Genomic DNA, 17,669 nt, shown 5'->3' on the forward strand with positions numbered 1-17,669 from the left:
GCGGTCTGCGGCGGCCGAACTTCATCGAAGTCGACGGGGCCCTGCTGTGCGCGCGGCGTGACGGCCGGCTCCGCACCGAGCCAGGGCGCGCGGCTTGCGTCATGGTCCTGCGGCGTCCAATCGTCCCAACGTCCGCGGCGGTCGGCGGCCTGGACGCGGAGGCGTCCGCCGGCGAAGCGGTAGATGATGCTGGCGAGGATGCCGGCGAGCGCCAGCGCGCCGCCGATCACGAGCAGCAGCATCTGCACCGAGCCGGCCGGCTTGTCGGCGGAGCCGTCTGCGCCGGCCAGGGCCATCGGCGCGGGAGGCTTTGCCGGCTTCGCGCCCGCCGGCGCGGTGGCCGCAACGGGGGCCGGCGGCGGTGTGGGCGCGGCGGAGGCCGGAGAGGCCTCGGGCCAGCGCGCGGTCACAGCCGGCTGCTGCGCGTTGGTCGCAGGCGCGCCGCTTGGCGGCTGCTGGGCGACCGGCGGCGCATTGGTTGCAGCGGGCGCGGGCGCGCTCATGTTCGGCGTGCCTGGTGCGGCACTCGTCTGCGGAGCGGTGTATTCGGCGCGCGCGTTCTGCATCGCTTGCGGCACGGCCGAATCCGCCTCGGGCGCGTCGGTCGTCGCCTGCGCGGTTTGGGAGGATTTGCCGCCTGCGGCGCGCAGATACCAGCATTGCCGCTTGGTCGTGCGGTCGAGACGATAGTACCAGTGTTGCCCCTGCGGCGCGGCGCCCTTCGGCGAGGCGAGGCAGTCGGCGGCCGCGTTGGCTGTGCTCGATGGCGCCGGCGCGTTCTGCGACACGGCGGCCAGTGGCGCGCCGGCAATGATGCTGCCGACTAGCGCGGATACGAATTTTGCGGTGCGGTTGCCCATCCTGGTCTCCCGGTTACGCATGACGCAACTCTTAACCAGCCCTTTGTCATCAAAGACTTGGGTGGCAATGAGCCGCAAATCCGGAGAGGATGTGGCTTGAATTGGGCTTGCGGCGCGTTCGTTCCGCCGCGAGATCAGGCATTTCCTTGCGCGTTACTGCTTCGCCGAGCTCCAGGTTCCGCCGCAGCCATCGGAGCGCCGCCAGGTTCCGGAACCGCTGCGAGCGCCGAGACGGCCGGAGCCTGTGAAGGTCACGCCGTCGCCTTGACCGACCGTGCTGACCGAGCCGCTCGGGCTGACGGTGCCAGTAACACCCTGGCCGATGACCTTGCCCGAGGAGACGACGACCGCACCGGACGTGGTGCCGCCGCAGCCGACACTGGTGACCACCCAGGCGCCGTCAAACCCGCCACCTCCGCCACCGCCGCGCGCCGCGAGGCGTGGTTCCACGAGATGCCCCATTTGCTGTTGTCCGGGCCGTAGACGATCGAGCCCCAGGGCTTGAGATCCTCCATCTTGCGCATGCGCAGCAACAGGCCCTCGGTCGGCTCTCCATTCGGCGCCATCGAAATCCGCTGCTGGAGCTTTGTGATCGCGCGAGTGAGTCCGTCGGGGGTATCAGGGTCGAAATTGAGCTCGTCCGCAGTGCCGACAAGCAAGGCCAGTGTCGCCAGCCCCAAAACGCGATTGAAAATCCTCGCGCGCATCAAAATTCCCCAAAATAATGGCGCCACTCTACCAGCCCGGCGCGCGCGAAAAGTGGTGCGAGAGACGGTGGTACCCACACACGTGTCCCGGACGCGCTGCAGCGTTCTTACGCTGCGGCCGAGAGCCGGGACCCAGCGCTGCCCGCGCTCCGCTGCGACATGGGCCCCGGCTCTGCAGCGCACCGCTAAGGGGCGCTGCGCTGCGTCCGGGGCACGAGAGCCGAGGAGGCTGAGGCGCTCGCAATAACGGAGTATGAGGTTGCAGCCCGCTCCAAGTGACGCTGTCTGCGATGACACCGAGTATGTGGTGCAGACACGCCTTCGCGCTCTCGCGGCGCGTTTCGCCCGAGGCTTGCTGTCGTTCGCGCTCCTTGAAGACCAAAGGGCGCAGGGAAGGCCGGGCGCCGGCGGCACCCGCAAGTCCGTGCGCGACGAAGATGCACACGGGGTGGACCACAGGTGATGCCGGTCGCCCGGCCTTCCCTGCGCGGCTGGTTTTAACGGTGTCCTTCGTGCTCTCCCCGGGGAGCGATGCACTATTGCCCCCGTCGCCTTGCGGATGATCGATGCGCGTGCCCGGTCGGGCCGCCGCATCACCGCAAGCCTTGACGCACAGACCCCGGGCGTCAGGACCACACGACTTCTCCGTCCGCGGACGATCCCGCCGAAATCCCGGAAGGCTTGCGTGTGCTCGCCCCCAGGCATCGACGAAACCGCTGTGACCGCGCCGTGTCGTATCGCGTCGCCTGAGGACTCACGGTTGCCCGCCCTGTCATCATGCTGAGCCGCGCCGGCGCTACCGCGTCCACCGCCACCCGGCCCGCATCTCGTGACGATCGCGAAGCGCCCCTTTGGCAGGGGCCGGGATGGGCGAGGATATGCCATAAATCCGAAATTCGGGAAAGTGGAATATTTTTACGCCAAGGGCTTGACCGGGTGTTTTGCCCGACGCCTCTCGGGAGCCGCCGTCAGTTCTGCTTGCCGTTCTGCATGGCGCAAACGGCCCATCGCCACGAATGACCCAAGCGGCCCGGCGGATGTGCTCGCTTAGTCGGCGCTCTTCCCAGGAAGGTTCACGCGATTCCGGAAAATTTCGCGGCTCCTCAGGGCTCGTGTGCAGTCATAGGATTGGATCATCCGCGCGAAGATGCTTCAATTCCAATTCCATTCATTCCGGTCTCGTACGTTGGCGGCAGAAGCGCATCTGCTCGTCAAGGCGGGGCCGTAGCCGCCAATAAAAGCGCATGGGGGGCCGTCATGTCCGTGTTGTCACGCCGCGATTTCCTGGCATTGTCGACGTCAGCCGCAGTTGTCGGTCTCGCCGCGCCCGCCGGCGCCGCGATGGGGCCGAACGACAAGTACGATCTGGTGATCCGGGGCGGCGAGGTGCTCGACCCCAGCCAGTCGCTGCGCGCCAGACGCGATATCGGCATCCGCTGGGGCGTGATCGAAACGGTACAGGAGGCGATCCCGGCCGAGCGCGCGCTGAAGAGCATCGACGCGTCAGGCAAGCTCGTGATGCCCGGTCTCATCGATCTGCATAGTCACGTCTACCCCTACGGCTCGGCAATCGGTATTCCCGCCGACGAGCTGGTGCAATTCCAGGCCACGACAACCGTCGTGTCCGCGGGCGACGCCGGGGTCAACAATCTGGCGGCGCTGCGCCGGTTCATCGTGGCCCAGACGCGGGCGCGGATGTATGCCTTCGTCCATATCGCCAATAACGGCCTGTCGGCGTTCCCGGTCGCGGAGCTGTACAATATCGACGTCGCCCAGACCGAAGCCTGCGCGATGGCGCTCGCCGAGAACGCTGATTTCCTGCTCGGGGTCAAAGTGCGGATGTCGGAGAACGTGATCTACAAGCATGGGCTCGAGCCGCTGAAGCGCGGCATCCAGGCTTGCGAGATGTGCGGCTGGCCGGCGAAGATGATGGTGCATATCGGCGGCGTCGAGTCCAAGGAGCTGATGTCGCAGATCCTCGACCTGCTCCGCCCGGGCGACGTGCTGACCCATGCCTATTCGGGCGCACCGAACATGTCCAACGTCTTCACCAATATCGTCCAGGAGGGCAAGCTGCTGCCAGCGGCCCTGGCGGCGAAGCAGCGTGGCGTCATCTTCGACGTCGGTCATGGCGGCGGCAGCTTCGATTTCACCGTGGCGGAAGTGGCGATCCCCGGCGGATGCACGCCGGACACCATCTCCTCCGATATCCATGTCTTCTCCGGCAATTCGCCGGGCATCCCGTTCCTGCCCAACGTGATGAGCAAGTTCATGACGCTGGGCTTCACGCTGGAGCAGGTGGTCGCGATGGCCACCACGGCTCCGGCGAAGATCATCAATCGCGCGCCGAAGATCGGCACCCTGCAAGTCGGAGCGCCCGGCGACGTCGCCATCATGGAGCTGGTGGAGGGGCCGGTCAGCTTCCTCGACACCCGCAACAACAAGAGAGACGGCAAGGCCCAGCTCAAGCCGGTCCAGACTGTCATCAACGGCGTGCCGTTCGGCCGGCCTTATCAGGCGCCGTTCGCGGTGCGATAGAGAGCCGGCCGGTCTCAGCTGTTGTGGGGACCCGCATGAACCAGTGCGACGCGCGAGTTGTCCAGGCTGCATCGAGGCTGCAGCCCGCAGGATGGGGTGAGCCCTGCTGCTGATCGAGCCCGTTCGCCTGGAAACTTCTCACCCCCGCCGTCGTTGAATCGTGGCTGAGGACAGGCCATGCCGATCAAGGACCAGATCAGGAATCTCGCCAAGAAGCTGGTGGAGGAGCATCCCGATGCGGCAACGCTGCGGGCGCTGGTGCGGCCCCGGAAGCCGGCAGCTTTCCGCTTTCGCGACGATGGCATCGTGCCGAACAATCCGCGTTTTCCGGTGTTGCTCTATCGCGGCGCGGTGAATCTGAAGTCCAGGCGCTTTCCCCCCGAGGTCATCATCGACACGCTGTTCGATACAAACGGCTGGGGTCGGTCGTGGCGGGACACCGTGTATGACTTCGTCCATTATCATTCGCAGATCCACGAAGTGATGGGCGTGGCGCGCGGCACCGCCAGGGTCGAGTGCGGCGGGATCAAGGGGCGCATCCTCCGTGTGAAAGCCGGCGACGTTCTGGTGCTGCCCGCCGGCACCGGACACCGGTTGATCGAATCCAGCCGGGACTTCGGGGTCGTCGGAGCGTATCCGCAGGACGGGACGTACGACGAGTGCACCGACATGCGAGAGCGTCTCGATGCCGTCACGCGCATCGCCAAGGTCCGCAAGCCGAAGTCGGATCCTGTCCTCGGCCGCGGGGGTCCGCTGCTCACATCATGGCGGACCGCGCGGTCGCGTTCGTGACGCGAGGGGTAGCGCTCCGCTCACCCATTCTCCGCGCTCACCCACCGCGCTCAGGTCAGATAGTCGGGCGTGAAATCGGCAAACCTGCGCAACTCGTCGGGCTGCAGCAGCTCGATCTCGTTGCCCTCCCATGCGATCAATCCGCGATGCCGCAGTTCCTGGATGGTGCGATTGACGTGCACGATCGACAGGCCGCAGGCATCGGCGACGTGCCGCTGCGTCATCGGCATCTGGAAGCAGGCGTCCTTGAGAAGGCCGACGATCTCCAGCCGCGCCGCGAGCTCGCAGATCAGATGCGCGACCTTCGGCAAGGCCGCCTGCGCGCCGAGCCGGGCGATCCATTGCCGCGAGATCGCCGCATCGATCAGCGTCTCGCGCCAGAACGCGCGGGTCAGATGGATCGAGCCGTCGAGCAGCTGGCGGAGCTGGCTGTGCCCGACGTAGCCGACGACGGTCGGGCCGAGGCCGACGAGGTCCGCATCCGTCGGCGAGACCAGCAGCGTGTGCAGGCAGGGCATGTCGCCGGGAACGTGGAACGCGAGGATCTGGCTGCGATCGCCGACGATGCGGGCCTGGTAGAGGAAGCCGCTGACGACGAAGACGCAGCGCGCGGCGGCCTCGCCCTGACGCAGCACGATCTCGCCGTCCGCGACCTGGCGTAGCGTGGACGGCAGGCCCGCGATCTGCCGGCGTTCGTCCTCGGACAGGCCTTCGATGGCCTGGAGACGCGCGATGAACTTCGGATGCGGCATGAGCCTCGCGCGTGCTTCAGCAGTCTCGCGGCACGTCGATGAAGCGCCGCGAGAGCTTTGCGATGGTCCAGTCGGAGACCTCGGTGCTGCGGAACTCGCGGATGGCGTGGGCGAGTTCCTGATCCGACATCGGATGCGCCGGCTCGCGCAGCGTGCCTTTTTCGAAGGCATCGCTGATGCAGTCGAGGTGTTCGCTGGTCTCGGATGCGAACAGGCCGCGGATGCGCTCCAGGATCGTCGTAGGGCTCATGAGAAGGACCGGCTCGGTTGGTGATCGAGGTGTGGTGTGGGTGCGACCCGTACGATCGCAAACGGATTAGCAACCTGTGCGTCCGTCTCGCGTTCTAGTCCGCTGAACCGAGGCCAGAAGTATCATTTGATAGATCCGGCGCGATTTTTGGTGGTCTCATGGAAAAAGCCCACGACGTGCTGATCCGGAACCTGAGCGAGCACACCGCGCTCACCGGGGAGGATCTCGACGAGATCCGCGCGCTCACCTTTACGCAGCGCGATGTCGCGCCCAACGAGGATTTCATCCGCCAGGGTGACGAGCCCGAACATTCGGCGCTGGTCGTCTCCGGCATGGTGGCGCGTTACCATCTGCTCGGCAGCGGGGGGCGGCAATATCTCGCGTTCCATATCTCCGGTGACCTGCCGGATTCCCAGGGCCTGTTCATCGACCAGATGGACCATGGGCTCTCCGCGCTCGGGCACGCCTCGGTTGCCTTCATTCCGCATCGCGAATTGTTCACGGCCTTCCGGCGCCGGCCCACTTTCGCGCTCTCGGTCTGGCGCGAGACGCTGCTCGATGCCTCGATCTTCCGCGAGGCCATCACCAACAACAGCGCCCGGCCGATGCAGGCGCGCATGGCGCACCTGTTCTGCGAGCTGTTCTACCGCGCCCGCGCCGCGCAGCTCATCCGCGGCAATCGCTTCCGCCTGCCGATCAGCCTGGTGCAGCTCGGCGAGACGCTGGGCATGGCGATCGCGACGGTGAACCGGACGCTCGCTGACCTTAGACGGGGCGGCGCGATGGATCTGCGCGACGGGGAGCTCATCGTCCTGAAATGGCGCGAGCTGCAGCGGCTCGGCGATTTCAGCCCGGCCTATCTGCATCTGAAGCGTCAGTCGCCACCGGAGACGTGAGCCGCAACGGCGCTAAAGCATGATCCGGACAAGTGCGCAGCGGTTTTCCGAAAAGATCAAGCTCGAACGACAACCTGAAGCGCGAATGACGAATGCATCCTGATCGTATCGCGCTTTAGCCATCGGCAGGTGTTGCTCCGCCCAGCACCTCATCAAAATGCTTCCTTACCCAATCGTTGCAGCTGCAGGCTCTGGCTTCGAGCGCTGTCCCGTCGAGGATCAGGATGGCGCCGCGGCGGGTCGCGAGGATGCGCCTTGCCTTGAACATCTGGATGACGCGGCTGGCATAGCTGCGGGAGACGCCGAGCATGCCGGCGAGTTGCTCGTGGGTGAGGGGGATCTCGGCCCCGCCGATACTCTCTTTCGCGGAGATGATCCATTTGGCGGCGCGCTGCTCGATCGAATGAGCGGCGTTGCAGGCCGCCGTCTGCAGCAGCTGCGCGAATTGGCAGTCGGCGTAGCGCGAAAAGACCTCCTGAAGCGTGGCCGACCGCTGCTGTGCCTGCTCGAGTGCGCGCAGTGGCAGCCGGACGAGGGTGCCGCCCAGCTTCACGACAATGCGCGAATATGCGAGCGAAGGGTTGCGGCCTGCGGCAAGGCCCACCGCACCCTCACGGCCCACCAGCAGGCTTTCGACCTCGCGATCGTCCTCGACCGGCACGGCGAACGATACCAGTGCGGAACCGCAGGGAAAGTGTACCGCCGCCACGTCGTCGCCGGCGTGATGCAGGACGTGGCTCGCCGCGAGTTCGACCGGCTGGAGGTGAGGCGCGAGCAGTTCGAAATCCTGGTGGGTGAGCTGCCGGAGCAGATCGTTCGGGGGCCGACCGGTCACAGTTTCTTCTCTGGGCTGGCCGGGAATCGGCGCCAGCCAGAACCCTACGTTTCCGCAGCGGAACCGACGGTTCCAAAGTGCACACAAGCGGCCGTGCATAGTTGAGATGCTAGCGCGCGGGCTTGGACTCCCGGAAGTTGGTAGGGGCGAGTCTGCATGCGCGTTCTTAGCGCAGCGCTGATCTGGCGAGGTCTGTTCAGGAGTGAACATAGCGCGCTTGCGGATTGGCGTAGCATGTGGCGCCGAGCGCCGTATTCCGTGCGCTTTGCCCGAGGACCGCCGGCCTCAATCCGCCAAAACGCCGCTGGGCCGGCGGCCCGAGGGGCGGCGACGATCATCACCCGAAGCGTGCTTCGCGATTCCACGAAGATCGGTGCAGCGCTGCGTGCGCGCGATAGGCGTCGATCGCCTTGTTGGCGAGCATCAGCTGCCGGCGTTCGCCGGTTCTGAGCTGACCTTCGATGGCGTCGAGAATGACGTTGGCGCTCTCGTCCGGCGGACCGAGCTCGCCGCTCTGCTCCAGGCAGCTCCAGGCGATGAAGAATGCGCTTTCGACGGTGCAACGAATGGACATGGGCTGCCAACGCGGCGGGGCAGCAGGCGTTCCGTCACGCGGGCCCAACTTGCGTCGGGCCCGCTGCGTGCGGCTCAGTTCTTCAGCACGATGCGGCCGACGACCTTGCCGGCACGAAGCTCGTCGATCCATTTCTGGACGTCGCCCATCGGCTCCTCGCGCATCGGCGTCGGCTTGATCTTGCCGGCGCGCGCCAGCGCCATCAGCTCCTGGGCCTCCTTGAGCGTTCCGACCATGAAACCCTCGATGGTCATGCGTTTGTAGACCCATTGCACCATCGGCAATGTGAACTGGCCGCCCATCAGGCCGGAGACCACGATCTTGCCGCCGCGCGCGGCGACCGCGACCGCAAAGGCCATCGACTTCTCGTTGCCGGCGAAATCGACGATCTCGTCGAAGCCGCCTTCGGTCTCCTTCAGGATGCGCTTGATCACGTCGGGCTCGGACGGATCGTAGGCGTTGGCTGCGCCGCTCTTCAGCGCGGTGTCGCGCGCGGCCGGCGACAGGTCGGCGACCGTGATCGGCTGCTTGAACATCGCCTGCGCGAACGACAGGCCCATCATGCCGACGCCGCCGAGACCGATCAGCAGCAGATTGCGCTGGCGCGGACGGTCGACCAGGCGCTTGAGCGCGCCATAGGCGGTGACGCCGGAGCACATCAAGGTCGCGGCCTGGTTGACGGGCAGGGGATCGTAGTCGAGCAGATATTTCGCGTCGGGCACCAGCACGTGGGTGGCGAAGCCGCCGTCGATGGAGACGCCGAGGAAGCGCTGCTTCACGCAGAGATTCTCGTCGCCATTGGCGCAGTCGCGGCAGTGGCCGCAGCCGATCCAGGGGAAGACGGCCTTCTTCGCGCCGACGAGGCCGGCGGCGACGTCGGGGCCGACTTCGTCGACGACGCCGGCAATCTCGTGGCCGAGCGTGAAGGGCAGCGTCATGCCGCGCGTGGTGTCGAGCTTCTTGCCGCCGCCGAGATCGGCATAGCCGTCCTGGATGTGCAGGTCGGAATGGCAGAGGCCGCAGCGCTCGATCCGCACCAGCACCTCGGCGCCTTTCGGCTTCGGCGTGTCGACGATGGTCTCGCACAGCGGCGCATCAAACTTGACCAGGGACTGCCGACGCATCAACGCCATATTTCTTCCTCCGAAATTATCGCTCTGTTTCGGTTCGTATATTGGCCAATTCACAGGCCATGGCAACAAAGCCCGAGATCGGAATGGTCTCGGCGCGCCGCGTCGCATCGACGCCGGCGGCCGCAGCGAGCCGCGCGGGGTCGACGCCCAGCGACTTCAGACTCTGCCGCAACATTTTCCGGCGCTGACCGAAGGCGGCCGCGGCGACCTGCTCGAGCAGCTTGCGATCGCAGGCAAGCGGCTCGGCGCGCGGCGTGAGGCGCACGACGGAGGAGGTGACCTTGGGCGGCGGCACGAAGGCGGACGGCGCAATGTCGAACAGGATCTTGGTCTCGCAACGCCAATTGGCGAGCACGCCGAGCCGGCCATAGGCCTCCTCGTCCTCGCGCGCGACGATGCGCTCGCCGACCTCGCGCTGGAACATCAACACCATCATGTCGTACCAGGGCGGCCAGGGCTCGGTGGTGAGCCAGCCGATCAAGAGCTGGGTCGCGATGTTGTAGGGCAGGTTGGCGACGATCTTCGCGCGTTCGCCATTGAGCAGCGGGCGGGGATCGAAGGTCATGGCATCGCCATGCACGATCTCGAGCCTGTCAGGGTAGCGCGCGGAAATATCCTGCAATGCCGGGATCGCCCGCTCGTCATGCTCGATGGCGATGACGCGCCTCGCGCCGAGCGCGAGCAGCGCGCGTGTCAGCCCGCCCGGGCCCGGGCCGATCTCGACGATGGTGGAATCTTCGAGTGGCACTGCCGCGCGCGCGATGCGGGCGGTGAGATTGAGGTCGAGCAGGAAATTCTGGCCGAGCGATTTGCGCGCCGACAGCGCGTGCTGGCGAATGACCTCGCGGAGCGGCGGGAGGTCGTCGATCGCGCTCATCAGCTTTGCGAAGCCGCCATGCGGCTGGCCAGCTGAAGCGCCGCGATCAGGCTGGCCGGATTGGCCTTGCCGGTGCCGGCGATGTCGAAGGCGGTGCCGTGATCAGGCGAGGTGCGGATGAAAGGCAGGCCGAGCGTGACGTTGACGGCGTCGTCGAAGGCGACGGTCTTGATCGGGATCAGCGCCTGGTCGTGATACATGCAGATGGCGCAGTCATAGGTGCTGCGCGCGGCCTCGTGGAACATGGTGTCGGCGGGCAGCGGGCCCCTGGCCTCGATGCCGTCGCCACGCAGCGTCTTGAGTGCGGGGGCGATGATCGTCTGCTCCTCGTGACCGAGCGAGCCGTCCTCGCCGGCATGCGGGTTGAGGCCGGAGACCGCGATGCGCGGCTGCGCGATGCCAAAGCGGGATTTCAGCTCGGCTGCGACGATGCGAACAGTCGAGACGATCAGCTCGCTGGTGAGCTCTGCCAGCGCATCGCGGATCGAGACGTGGATGGTCACGGGCACCACCGCGAGCCGCGGCGACCACAGCATCATCACCGGCTGCGGCACGCGGCCGCCTTCCGCAGCGAGCTCGGCGAGGAATTCGGTGTGGCCGGGATGACGGAAGCCTGAGCGGTAGAGCACGCTCTTGGCGATCGGATTGGTGACGACGGCGCCGGCGCGGCCCTCGCGGACATCGGTGACCGCCTGCCGGATCGAGGCGAGCGCGGCCGGCGCGCTCGATGCGTCGGGCGTCCCGGGCTCGGCGGTTGCGCGCTCGCCGGTGGCGACCACCGGGAGGGCGTCAATGAAGGCGGAAGCGGCCTCGTCCGGGCTCACCGCCGCGGTCTTGACGTCGGCACCCAGCGCGGCGGCGAGCGCCTTGGCGCGCCGGGCGATCAGCGCCTCGTCGCCGAGCAGATAGAAGGCGGGCAGGTTCAGTTCACGGCGCCGGAGCCAGGCTGCGATCGTGATGTCGGGGCCGATGCCGGCGGGCTCTCCCAGGGTCAGGGCAAGGGGAAGGGTATGCGGTTTGGCTGCGCGATTGGCCATCAGCGGTTGCGATATTCGATCATCGCCGCCTTGCGGAGTTCGTCGAGATAGGCCTTCTGGGTCTTCTCGTACTTCTCCTGATACATCTTCTCGCGGACCTCGCGCTTCTTCGGCGTGTCGATCATGGTCGGCTTGCGCGAGCACAGCACCACCATCTCGATGCCGTTCTTGGTCATCTCGGGCGCCGTCAAATGGCCGATCGGGGTGTCGTCGAGCACCTTGCGCAGCGCCTCGGGCAGCTCCGCGGTGGTCTTGGTGACGCTGTCGCGGATGGTGGCGTTCGGCGTCGAGCGGAACAGCGAGTTGGCTTCCTCGCAGCTTCCGACGCGCGCGCGATAGCTCTCGGCTTCCTTCTTCCGTGTTTCCAGGAACGCGGCGGACGAGCCGCGCGGCACGATCAGCACGATCGGCTGCATCTTGTATTCGGTGCCCTCGATCTGGAGCTTGTCGCCGGTCTGGGCCTGCACGGCCTGCGCGACGTCGCGCTCGCCGACGAGCAGCTTCTCCTTGAAGCGGCCGCGCACGAGGCTGGTCCAGACCATCTCGGCCTTCATGCGGCCCTTCAGCGTCTCGGGGCGCACGCCTTTGGATTCGAGCGACTTGGTGAGCTGGTCCGGCGTGATGCGCATGCGCTGCGCCATGCCTTCGTAGGACTGGTTGATGTCGGAGACGCCGGGATCGACCCCGAACTTCTTGCCCTCCTTCATCTTCACCTTGTCGTCGATCAGCTCGTTGATGACCTCCTGCCGGCTCGGGGTCTTCTGCGTCGTCAGCTGGTCGAGCTTGGAGCGCTGCTCGATGTCGAAATCGGTGATCGGGTCGCCGTTGACCATGACGACGATGTTCTGCGCGCGCGACGGCGAGGGCAGTCCGGTCAGGACCAGTCCGGCAGCGATGGCGAGGAGAAGGCGGAAGACGGGCAATGGGGTCGTCATGATTGTCGCTCGCATGTCAGCCGCGTCGAGCCTGTGATGGGGGCAAGCGCGGCCGGCACTTCAAACCGTTCACTGGAGGCCGGCGGAACTGCTGGTCGTCGACGAGGTCGCCAGCGTGCGCAGGCCGATCTGGAACATGAACGCATGGCTCAGGACGGGCGGCGCGGTGCCCGCCGAGTAGCTATACGAAGTTACGTAGTTCGCCGCCAGCACGAAGCAATCGTCGACATAGCCGGCACCGAGCACATACTGGTTGATCTTGTTGGCCTCGAGGTCCCACCGCGCCGAGCCCGACACCACCCAGTTGGTCGCGAGCTTTATGGAGCCCGAGGTCAGGATGCCCTCGCGGCGGGTCAGATAGCCGAGCTCCGGCTGCGCCGCGTAATTGCCGTACAGCACGCTGACCGCCCAGCGATTGAAGTTGGCGCGGCCTTCCGCCTCGAAGCGCTGCACGTTCCAGGTCTGCTCGTCCATGCGGGAGCGAACGCTGAACGTGTAGGTGCTGTTGGGCGAGTAGCTGGCGCTCGCGACGTAATCGGAACGCGGCTTGTCCAGGCCGGAATTGAGGCCGGTATTGATGGGGTCCTGGACCGCGAAGGAGTTCATGCCGAACAGCTGGTAGGACTGGCCGAACAGGGCCTTGACGGCGCCGCCCTTGTCGAACTGCGTGGTGGACTGCACGCCGACATTGGCGCGGCCGCCACCCTCGACGCGGTCGTAGCCGGAGAACTTGTCGACGCTGAACAGGTTCGAGGCGTCGAACACCATGCTCTGGGCGTCCTCGTTCGGGAGCTTGCCGGCATAGGTCTCGTTCGGCCGGATGATGATCTGCGCGATCGGCTCGACGGTGGTCGAGCCCCAGGGCTGAATGTTGATGAAAGGGTAGCGGTATTCCAGGCCCACGGTCGGCATCAGGCGGAACGCCTGGGTGTCGCCGACGGGGAGATAGTTCGACACGCCCGGCTGGTTGGAAACCGAGGAGTTGATCGCGTCGGCGCGCAGGCTGGCGAACGGCGTCCAGATCTGGCCGAGCGGATCGGTGAAGGATTTGCGCCACTGCGCCTCGGCCGTGAGGCGGGTGTAGGTGCCGGGGAAGCCGCGCAGCAGGCACTGCGACGGCGTGCGGGCGAGCGGATCGGCCGACGCCGTCGTGCACAGGCTGTTGGTGTTCGCGATCGTGGTGATCGGATCGAACACCGCCTGGTCACGCGACATGTTCACGAAATTGGTCTTGTAGCTGAACTCGCCGCCGAACACCGGATAGTTGAGCACGTTGGAGTAGTCGATCACCGGATAGACGATCGGCACCTGGCTCTGGTTACCCGAATAGCTCAGCCAGTACATCGTGCGCGCGTCGAAGAAGCTGCGGTTGCCGACGCCGGTCAGATAGAGCTGCGACAGCGCCTCTGTCGGCAGCAGCAGGAACGAGCCGAGCGGATCGCGGTACTGGTAGAGCCGGTAGTCCGAGAAGAAATAGTAGTCGGACATCAGGACGCCGTCCCAACCCCAGACCCATTTGTCGTTCAGCGCGAACTGACCCTTGGTGTCGACGGCGCCGCGGAACTGCTTGTCGCCCGGCTGCCCGGAGAACGCGCCGGGATCGAGCTGGTCGATGCCATAGGCGCGGATCTGGTAGGCGCCGTCGATCAGGCGCTGCCGGAATTCTCCCTGCAGCAGCACGCCTTGCCGCGACAAGAAGCGGGGGTTGATGGTCGCGTCCATGTCGGGCGCGATCGCCCAATAATAGGGAACCTCGACGCCATAGCCCGTGTTCGTCGTGCCGGAAACATAGCCCGGCATCAGGAAGCCGCTCTTGCGCTTCACGGTCGGGTCGGGCGTCGAGAAATAGGGCATGTAAGCGAGCGGCACACCGAAGAATTCGATCTGCGCCGTCTCGAAATACAGCATCTTCTCCTGCTGGTCATGGATGATGCGGGCACCCTTGACCTGCCACAGCGGCGGCTTCTTCGGATCGTCCTTACACGGCGCGCAGGCCGTGTAGACGCCGTTCTCGAACACTGTGTAGTTGCCGCTGGAGCGGTCGGCGCGGCTCGCGGCCATGCGGGTCTGGTCGGCCGTGTCCACACGCAGCGAATCGACGAAACCGTCGCGGTAATCGTCGGAGAGATCCATGATCTCGGCATAGGTGATCTTGCCGTCGGCATCCGTCATGCGGATGTTGCCTTCGGCATGCAGCCGCTTGGTCTTCTGGTCGTAGATGACCTTGTCGGCCTCGACGCTGGTGCCGTTGTAGAACAGCTGGACGTTACCGACCGCGGAGACGCGTGAATTGTTGTAGTCGTAGTCGACCTCGGTCGCCTGAACCAGCATCTGGTTGTCGTTGGCGGCCTTCGGCGGCTTCGGACGCGGCGGCAGCGGATTATAGGTGAAGCTCTGGGCCGAGGCGGGGGCCACGGCAGCAACGTCGATCAGCGCGCCGAGCGATGCCACGGCAGCGACAGCCATCATGAGCCTGCGAAGAGACAAGCCGGACCCGTTCGCGCGCATCACGATGCGGCGCGTCAAACGAGACACGGGTCCTCGATGGACGGCAGTCACTAACCGTCCTCCTGGTACAACAAGGCCAAAAAGCCGGTGAGGCCGCCCACCACCACGGGCAACCACGCCGCAGCGATCGGATGCATCAACTCAGCCTTGCTCAAGTCTTCAGTCACTTTCGACAGAACGTAGAGCAGAAAGCCTGCGCCCACGCCACTCAAAACCATCTTCTGCACGCCGCCCATCCGGAAGAAGCGCAACGACACGGAGGCCGCGAGCATCACCATGGCCGCAAGCAAAAACGGCTGTGCCAGAAGCTTCTGATACTGGAGTCGGTATCCGGCTGTCGCGAAGCCTGAGCTCTCGGATGAGCGGATGTAGCTCGGTAGTTGCCAAAAGGACACAGTCTCGGGGGTGGAAAAGCTGTTGCGGACCTGCGCCTCGGTGAGCGTCGTTGGAATCTCCAGGGTGGCCTGGTCGATCGGCGGGGAGTCCAGCGAGAAGCGGCGAACGGATTTGAACAGCCAGTGGCCGGACTCCAGTGTCGCCTCGCGCGCCTCGATCCGCTCCTTGAAGTGACTGTCTGTGTCAAAGCGGAACAGCGTCAGGCCGGTGAGTCGGACGCCCTGCTGCTCGCTGCGCGCGGCGTTGATGATGGTCTGGCCGTCGCTGGTCACCTGATTGAGCCAGAAGCCGGAAGCGTCCTGGATGCCGCCGCCGGGCGCCGAGCCGAACAACTCGGCTTCCATGCGCTTGGAGAGCTCACGCAGATTCGCCGACATCGGATTGTAGGCGACGGTTGCGATCACCCCGATCAGGAGCGCGCTGCCGAGCGCCGGTGAAATGAACTGCCATGCGGAGATGCCGGCGGCGCGCGCAACCACGAGCTCGAGCCGGCGGGAGAGGGCGAGATAACAGGTCATGGCGCCGATCAGCATGCAGAACGGCGTCAGCTTCTCCAGCAGTTGCGGCACCCTGAACAGCGAGGTCTCGGCCACCATGAGCGCCGAAGCGGACGCCAGCCCCGAGGTCTTGCGCACCATCTCGATGTAGTCGACCAGCACCAGCAGCAGGAAAATGCCCGCGAACACGCCGAGCGCCGCGACCACGAAGCGGCCGGCGAAATAGCGTCCGAGTGTGTTGGTGAGCATGCTCATGCGGTGGCTGGCCGTCCGAACAGTTGCGCGATGCGCGCGTTCGACCTGTTGATGGCCTCCATGAGGCCCGGGGGCGGCTCGACCACGACGCCGCGGATGATCATCCACAGCCCGACGCCGATGGCGCCCATGACCATCGCATATTGTACCAGCACCGGGCTCGGCGATTTCACCGCCATGACCGAGCAGGCAAAGCCGGCCATGCGCAGGCCGAACACCGCAACGACCGAAGTGCCGATCGAGAAATTACGGCTCTGGCGGGTGGTGCGGGGCGCACCGAGGAAGGCGAAGGTCAGCACGGCGAAGGCGAAGGGATAGATCGGCGCGAGCAGGCTATCATGCAGGGCTGAGCGGAACTGGCCGGGAATCTGCTTGTAGACGGGGTCGTTGTCGGACGGCGCGAGCAGCTCCCAGAGATAGCGCTCGCGGATGCCGAGGGTGACGTCGCGGCCCTGGTTGGAGAACTTCGACATGTCGAAGCCGTAGCGGCCGAAGGCCACCAGCGCGGGATCGCGCTTGCCCGCCTCGAAGCGCTGGAGATTGCCGGTCTCCAACACCAGGAACGAGCCGGTCTCGTTCTTCACGACCTCGCCGTGCTCGGCGACGATCGAGACGCGCTCGTTGGGATCGCGGCGGTCGTCGATGAAGATGCCGGCAAGGATGCCGCCGGGCTGGCGTTCGCGAATCCGGATCGTGAGGTTCTTGTCGAGCTGGGCGAAGCGGCCGGGCTGCAGGATGTTGGTGAGCACGTCCGCGGTGATCTCGGCATCCCACTGCTTGATCCGCCGCATGCCGTCGGGGGCGAGATAGGCCGCGATGAAGGCAACCAGCAGCGCCACCACGCAGGTGGCGTAGAAGAACGGATAGAACAGCCGGAACGGCGACAGGCCGGCGGCATTCATCACGATGATCTCGGAATCGGTCGCGAGCTTGTTCAGCGTGTGCGAGATCGCGATCATCAGCGCGATCGGCGAGATGATCAGGACCAGGGCCGGCACGACGAGGCTGGTGATGCCCAGGAAGGTGAGGATGGTCTGTCCCTGGCTCGTCATCAGGTCGATGCCGCGCAACGCCTGCGTAATCCAGATCACGCCGGTGAGGCTGACCAGGATCAGCGCAAACGACGCCAGCGTCGTGCGGAAGATATACCTATCGATCGACCCCATGCGCTACCGCACGAATCCCACCAAGTCCCCAATGTCGGCCGAAACTCCGCTGTCCAACCAATCCCCGATCAGGGGATCCCCAAGGTTGGCGAGCGCCTCTTCCGCCAGCTCACTCTCTCACTACCATCCCTTTGATCCGTCAACAAAATGGCTGCCCCGTGGCACCCTCATAATATGGTTAATATTTCCCTCGTTGTGGCCTTGAGGCCACGGGGGGTGCTTGGCATCTGCCGGGGCGCTGGCCCATAGTGCGGAAGGCTTAGTGAATCGCCGTTCAGGTCCGGCCCTGGCCAGGAACCGTGACCAGCAAAAAGACCAAGATTTTTGAAGGAGTTACCCATGTCCGATGCCATCAAGGTCGGCTTTGTCCCATTGTCTGCCGCCGCCCGTGGCATCCTGGTCGTGTTTTGCGACGACAGCCTGAAGGTCGGTCCGGCGACGGCCAAGGCCCTGGGCGGCGCTATCGAACTCGTGAAGCGTGCGGCCGTCGCCGCCGCCTTCAAGGGCAAGACCGGGGCTGCGCTCGACATCCTGGCGCCGGAAGGAGTGAAGGCCACCCGTCTGCTCGTGATCGGCGCCGGCAAGGCGGCCGGCCTGAAGGCGAACGATTTCCTCAAATTCGGCGGTGTGGCGGCGGGCAAGCTTGCCGCCGGGGCGGCCG

General features: G+C 65.7%; 17 protein-coding genes. 4 read left to right on the forward strand and 13 right to left on the reverse strand.

Annotated features, from left to right (window positions below):
* Together IC66_RS0102175 and IC66_RS0102180 are read right to left on the reverse strand one after the other, a co-directional pair.
* The coding region (locus IC66_RS0102175) for a hypothetical protein (RefSeq protein ID WP_049806440.1) at positions 1-881 on the reverse strand (881 nt) is incomplete at its 3' end.
* 132 nt (positions 882-1,013) lie between these two features.
* The gene (locus tag IC66_RS0102180) at positions 1,014-1,310 is read right to left on the reverse strand and encodes a hypothetical protein (RefSeq protein ID WP_244429075.1); all 297 of its coding nucleotides are present in this window, start codon (positions 1,308-1,310) and stop codon (positions 1,014-1,016) included.
* A 1,514-nt stretch (positions 1,311-2,824) separates the two neighbouring features.
* Between IC66_RS0102180 and IC66_RS0102190 the strand changes: the two genes are divergently transcribed.
* The gene (locus IC66_RS0102190) at positions 2,825-4,105 is read left to right on the forward strand and encodes an amidohydrolase family protein (protein ID WP_038946516.1); all 1,281 of its coding nucleotides are present in this window, start codon (positions 2,825-2,827) and stop codon (positions 4,103-4,105) included.
* 177 nt (positions 4,106-4,282) lie between these two features.
* Positions 4,283-4,897 (forward strand): cupin, encoded by a 615-nt coding sequence (locus IC66_RS0102195; RefSeq protein WP_038946517.1) that lies wholly within the window; start codon positions 4,283-4,285, stop codon positions 4,895-4,897.
* Between the two features lie 50 nt (positions 4,898-4,947).
* Here IC66_RS0102195 and IC66_RS0102200 read toward each other — a convergent pair whose 3' ends face one another.
* Both IC66_RS0102200 and IC66_RS0102205 read right to left on the reverse strand, forming a co-directional pair.
* Entirely contained in the window at positions 4,948-5,649 is a 702-nt protein-coding gene (locus IC66_RS0102200) for a Crp/Fnr family transcriptional regulator (RefSeq protein ID WP_028145015.1), read from the reverse strand.
* A gap of 16 nt (positions 5,650-5,665) precedes the next feature.
* Complete coding sequence (locus IC66_RS0102205; protein ID WP_028145014.1) at positions 5,666-5,899, reverse strand: hypothetical protein; 234 nt, start codon at positions 5,897-5,899, stop codon at positions 5,666-5,668.
* A gap of 158 nt (positions 5,900-6,057) precedes the next feature.
* Between IC66_RS0102205 and IC66_RS0102210 the strand changes: the two genes are divergently transcribed.
* Positions 6,058-6,795, forward strand: coding sequence for a Crp/Fnr family transcriptional regulator (locus tag IC66_RS0102210; RefSeq protein ID WP_038946518.1), 738 nt, complete (start codon positions 6,058-6,060; stop codon positions 6,793-6,795).
* Between the two features lie 115 nt (positions 6,796-6,910).
* On the opposite strand, the gene IC66_RS0102215 is transcribed toward IC66_RS0102210, so the two are convergent.
* The 9 genes from IC66_RS0102215 to lptF all read right to left on the reverse strand — a co-directional run bounded on the left by IC66_RS0102215 (position 6,911) and on the right by lptF (position 17,008).
* Positions 6,911-7,630, reverse strand: a complete 720-nt coding sequence (locus IC66_RS0102215) for a Crp/Fnr family transcriptional regulator (RefSeq protein ID WP_028145012.1) — start codon at positions 7,628-7,630, stop codon at positions 6,911-6,913.
* A 337-nt stretch (positions 7,631-7,967) separates the two neighbouring features.
* Complete coding sequence (locus IC66_RS0102220; protein WP_028145011.1) at positions 7,968-8,204, reverse strand: hypothetical protein; 237 nt, start codon at positions 8,202-8,204, stop codon at positions 7,968-7,970.
* Positions 8,205-8,278: 74 nt separating this feature from the next.
* Positions 8,279-9,337, reverse strand: a complete 1,059-nt coding sequence (locus tag IC66_RS0102225; protein WP_028145010.1) for an alcohol dehydrogenase — start codon at positions 9,335-9,337, stop codon at positions 8,279-8,281.
* A gap of 16 nt (positions 9,338-9,353) precedes the next feature.
* A complete protein-coding gene (rsmA, locus tag IC66_RS0102230; RefSeq protein WP_028145009.1) occupies positions 9,354-10,214 on the reverse strand; it encodes a 16S rRNA (adenine(1518)-N(6)/adenine(1519)-N(6))-dimethyltransferase RsmA in 861 nt (286 codons plus the stop codon).
* Positions 10,214-11,251 (reverse strand): 4-hydroxythreonine-4-phosphate dehydrogenase PdxA, encoded by a 1,038-nt coding sequence (gene pdxA, locus IC66_RS0102235; protein WP_038946520.1) that lies wholly within the window; start codon positions 11,249-11,251, stop codon positions 10,214-10,216. Before pdxA ends, rsmA begins: the two co-directional genes overlap by 1 nt.
* Entirely contained in the window at positions 11,251-12,186 is a 936-nt protein-coding gene (locus IC66_RS0102240; protein WP_028145007.1) for a SurA N-terminal domain-containing protein, read from the reverse strand. Before IC66_RS0102240 ends, pdxA begins: the two co-directional genes overlap by 1 nt.
* Before the next feature lie 69 nt (positions 12,187-12,255).
* Positions 12,256-14,745, reverse strand: a complete 2,490-nt coding sequence (locus IC66_RS0102245; protein WP_038946521.1) for an LPS-assembly protein LptD — start codon at positions 14,743-14,745, stop codon at positions 12,256-12,258.
* A complete protein-coding gene (gene lptG, locus IC66_RS0102250; RefSeq protein ID WP_038946522.1) occupies positions 14,745-15,842 on the reverse strand; it encodes an LPS export ABC transporter permease LptG in 1,098 nt (365 codons plus the stop codon). Before lptG ends, IC66_RS0102245 begins: the two co-directional genes overlap by 1 nt.
* Positions 15,839-17,008 (reverse strand): LPS export ABC transporter permease LptF, encoded by a 1,170-nt coding sequence (gene lptF, locus IC66_RS0102255; RefSeq protein WP_028145004.1) that lies wholly within the window; start codon positions 17,006-17,008, stop codon positions 15,839-15,841. Before lptF ends, lptG begins: the two co-directional genes overlap by 4 nt.
* A 339-nt stretch (positions 17,009-17,347) precedes the next feature.
* Here lptF and IC66_RS0102260 point away from each other — a divergent pair.
* Positions 17,348-17,669: M17 family peptidase N-terminal domain-containing protein (locus tag IC66_RS0102260; RefSeq protein WP_038946524.1), on the forward strand; the 322-nt coding region annotated here is incomplete at its 3' end.

This window comes from Bradyrhizobium genomosp. III (assembly GCF_000261705.1).
GTDB classification, from domain to species: Bacteria; Pseudomonadota; Alphaproteobacteria; order Rhizobiales; family Xanthobacteraceae; genus Bradyrhizobium; species Bradyrhizobium ottawaense.

Excerpts from the sequence above, each read along its gene's own strand:
- IC66_RS0102190 (WP_038946516.1), top strand. The coding sequence starts at position 2,825 with ATGTCCGTGTTGTCACGCCGCGATTTCCTGGCATTGTCGACGTCAGCC.
- IC66_RS0102195 (WP_038946517.1), top strand. The coding sequence starts at position 4,283 with ATGCCGATCAAGGACCAGATCAGGAATCTCGCCAAGAAGCTGGTGGAG.
- IC66_RS0102200 (WP_028145015.1), bottom strand. The coding sequence starts at position 5,649 with ATGCCGCATCCGAAGTTCATCGCGCGTCTCCAGGCCATCGAAGGCCTG.
- IC66_RS0102205 (WP_028145014.1), bottom strand. The coding sequence starts at position 5,899 with ATGAGCCCTACGACGATCCTGGAGCGCATCCGCGGCCTGTTCGCATCC.
- IC66_RS0102210 (WP_038946518.1), top strand. The coding sequence starts at position 6,058 with ATGGAAAAAGCCCACGACGTGCTGATCCGGAACCTGAGCGAGCACACC.
- IC66_RS0102220 (WP_028145011.1), bottom strand. The coding sequence starts at position 8,204 with ATGTCCATTCGTTGCACCGTCGAAAGCGCATTCTTCATCGCCTGGAGC.
- IC66_RS0102225 (WP_028145010.1), bottom strand. The coding sequence starts at position 9,337 with ATGGCGTTGATGCGTCGGCAGTCCCTGGTCAAGTTTGATGCGCCGCTG.
- rsmA (WP_028145009.1), bottom strand. The coding sequence starts at position 10,214 with ATGAGCGCGATCGACGACCTCCCGCCGCTCCGCGAGGTCATTCGCCAG.
- pdxA (WP_038946520.1), bottom strand. The coding sequence starts at position 11,251 with ATGGCCAATCGCGCAGCCAAACCGCATACCCTTCCCCTTGCCCTGACC.
- IC66_RS0102240 (WP_028145007.1), bottom strand. The coding sequence starts at position 12,186 with ATGACGACCCCATTGCCCGTCTTCCGCCTTCTCCTCGCCATCGCTGCC.
- lptG (WP_038946522.1), bottom strand. The coding sequence starts at position 15,842 with ATGAGCATGCTCACCAACACACTCGGACGCTATTTCGCCGGCCGCTTC.
- lptF (WP_028145004.1), bottom strand. The coding sequence starts at position 17,008 with ATGGGGTCGATCGATAGGTATATCTTCCGCACGACGCTGGCGTCGTTT.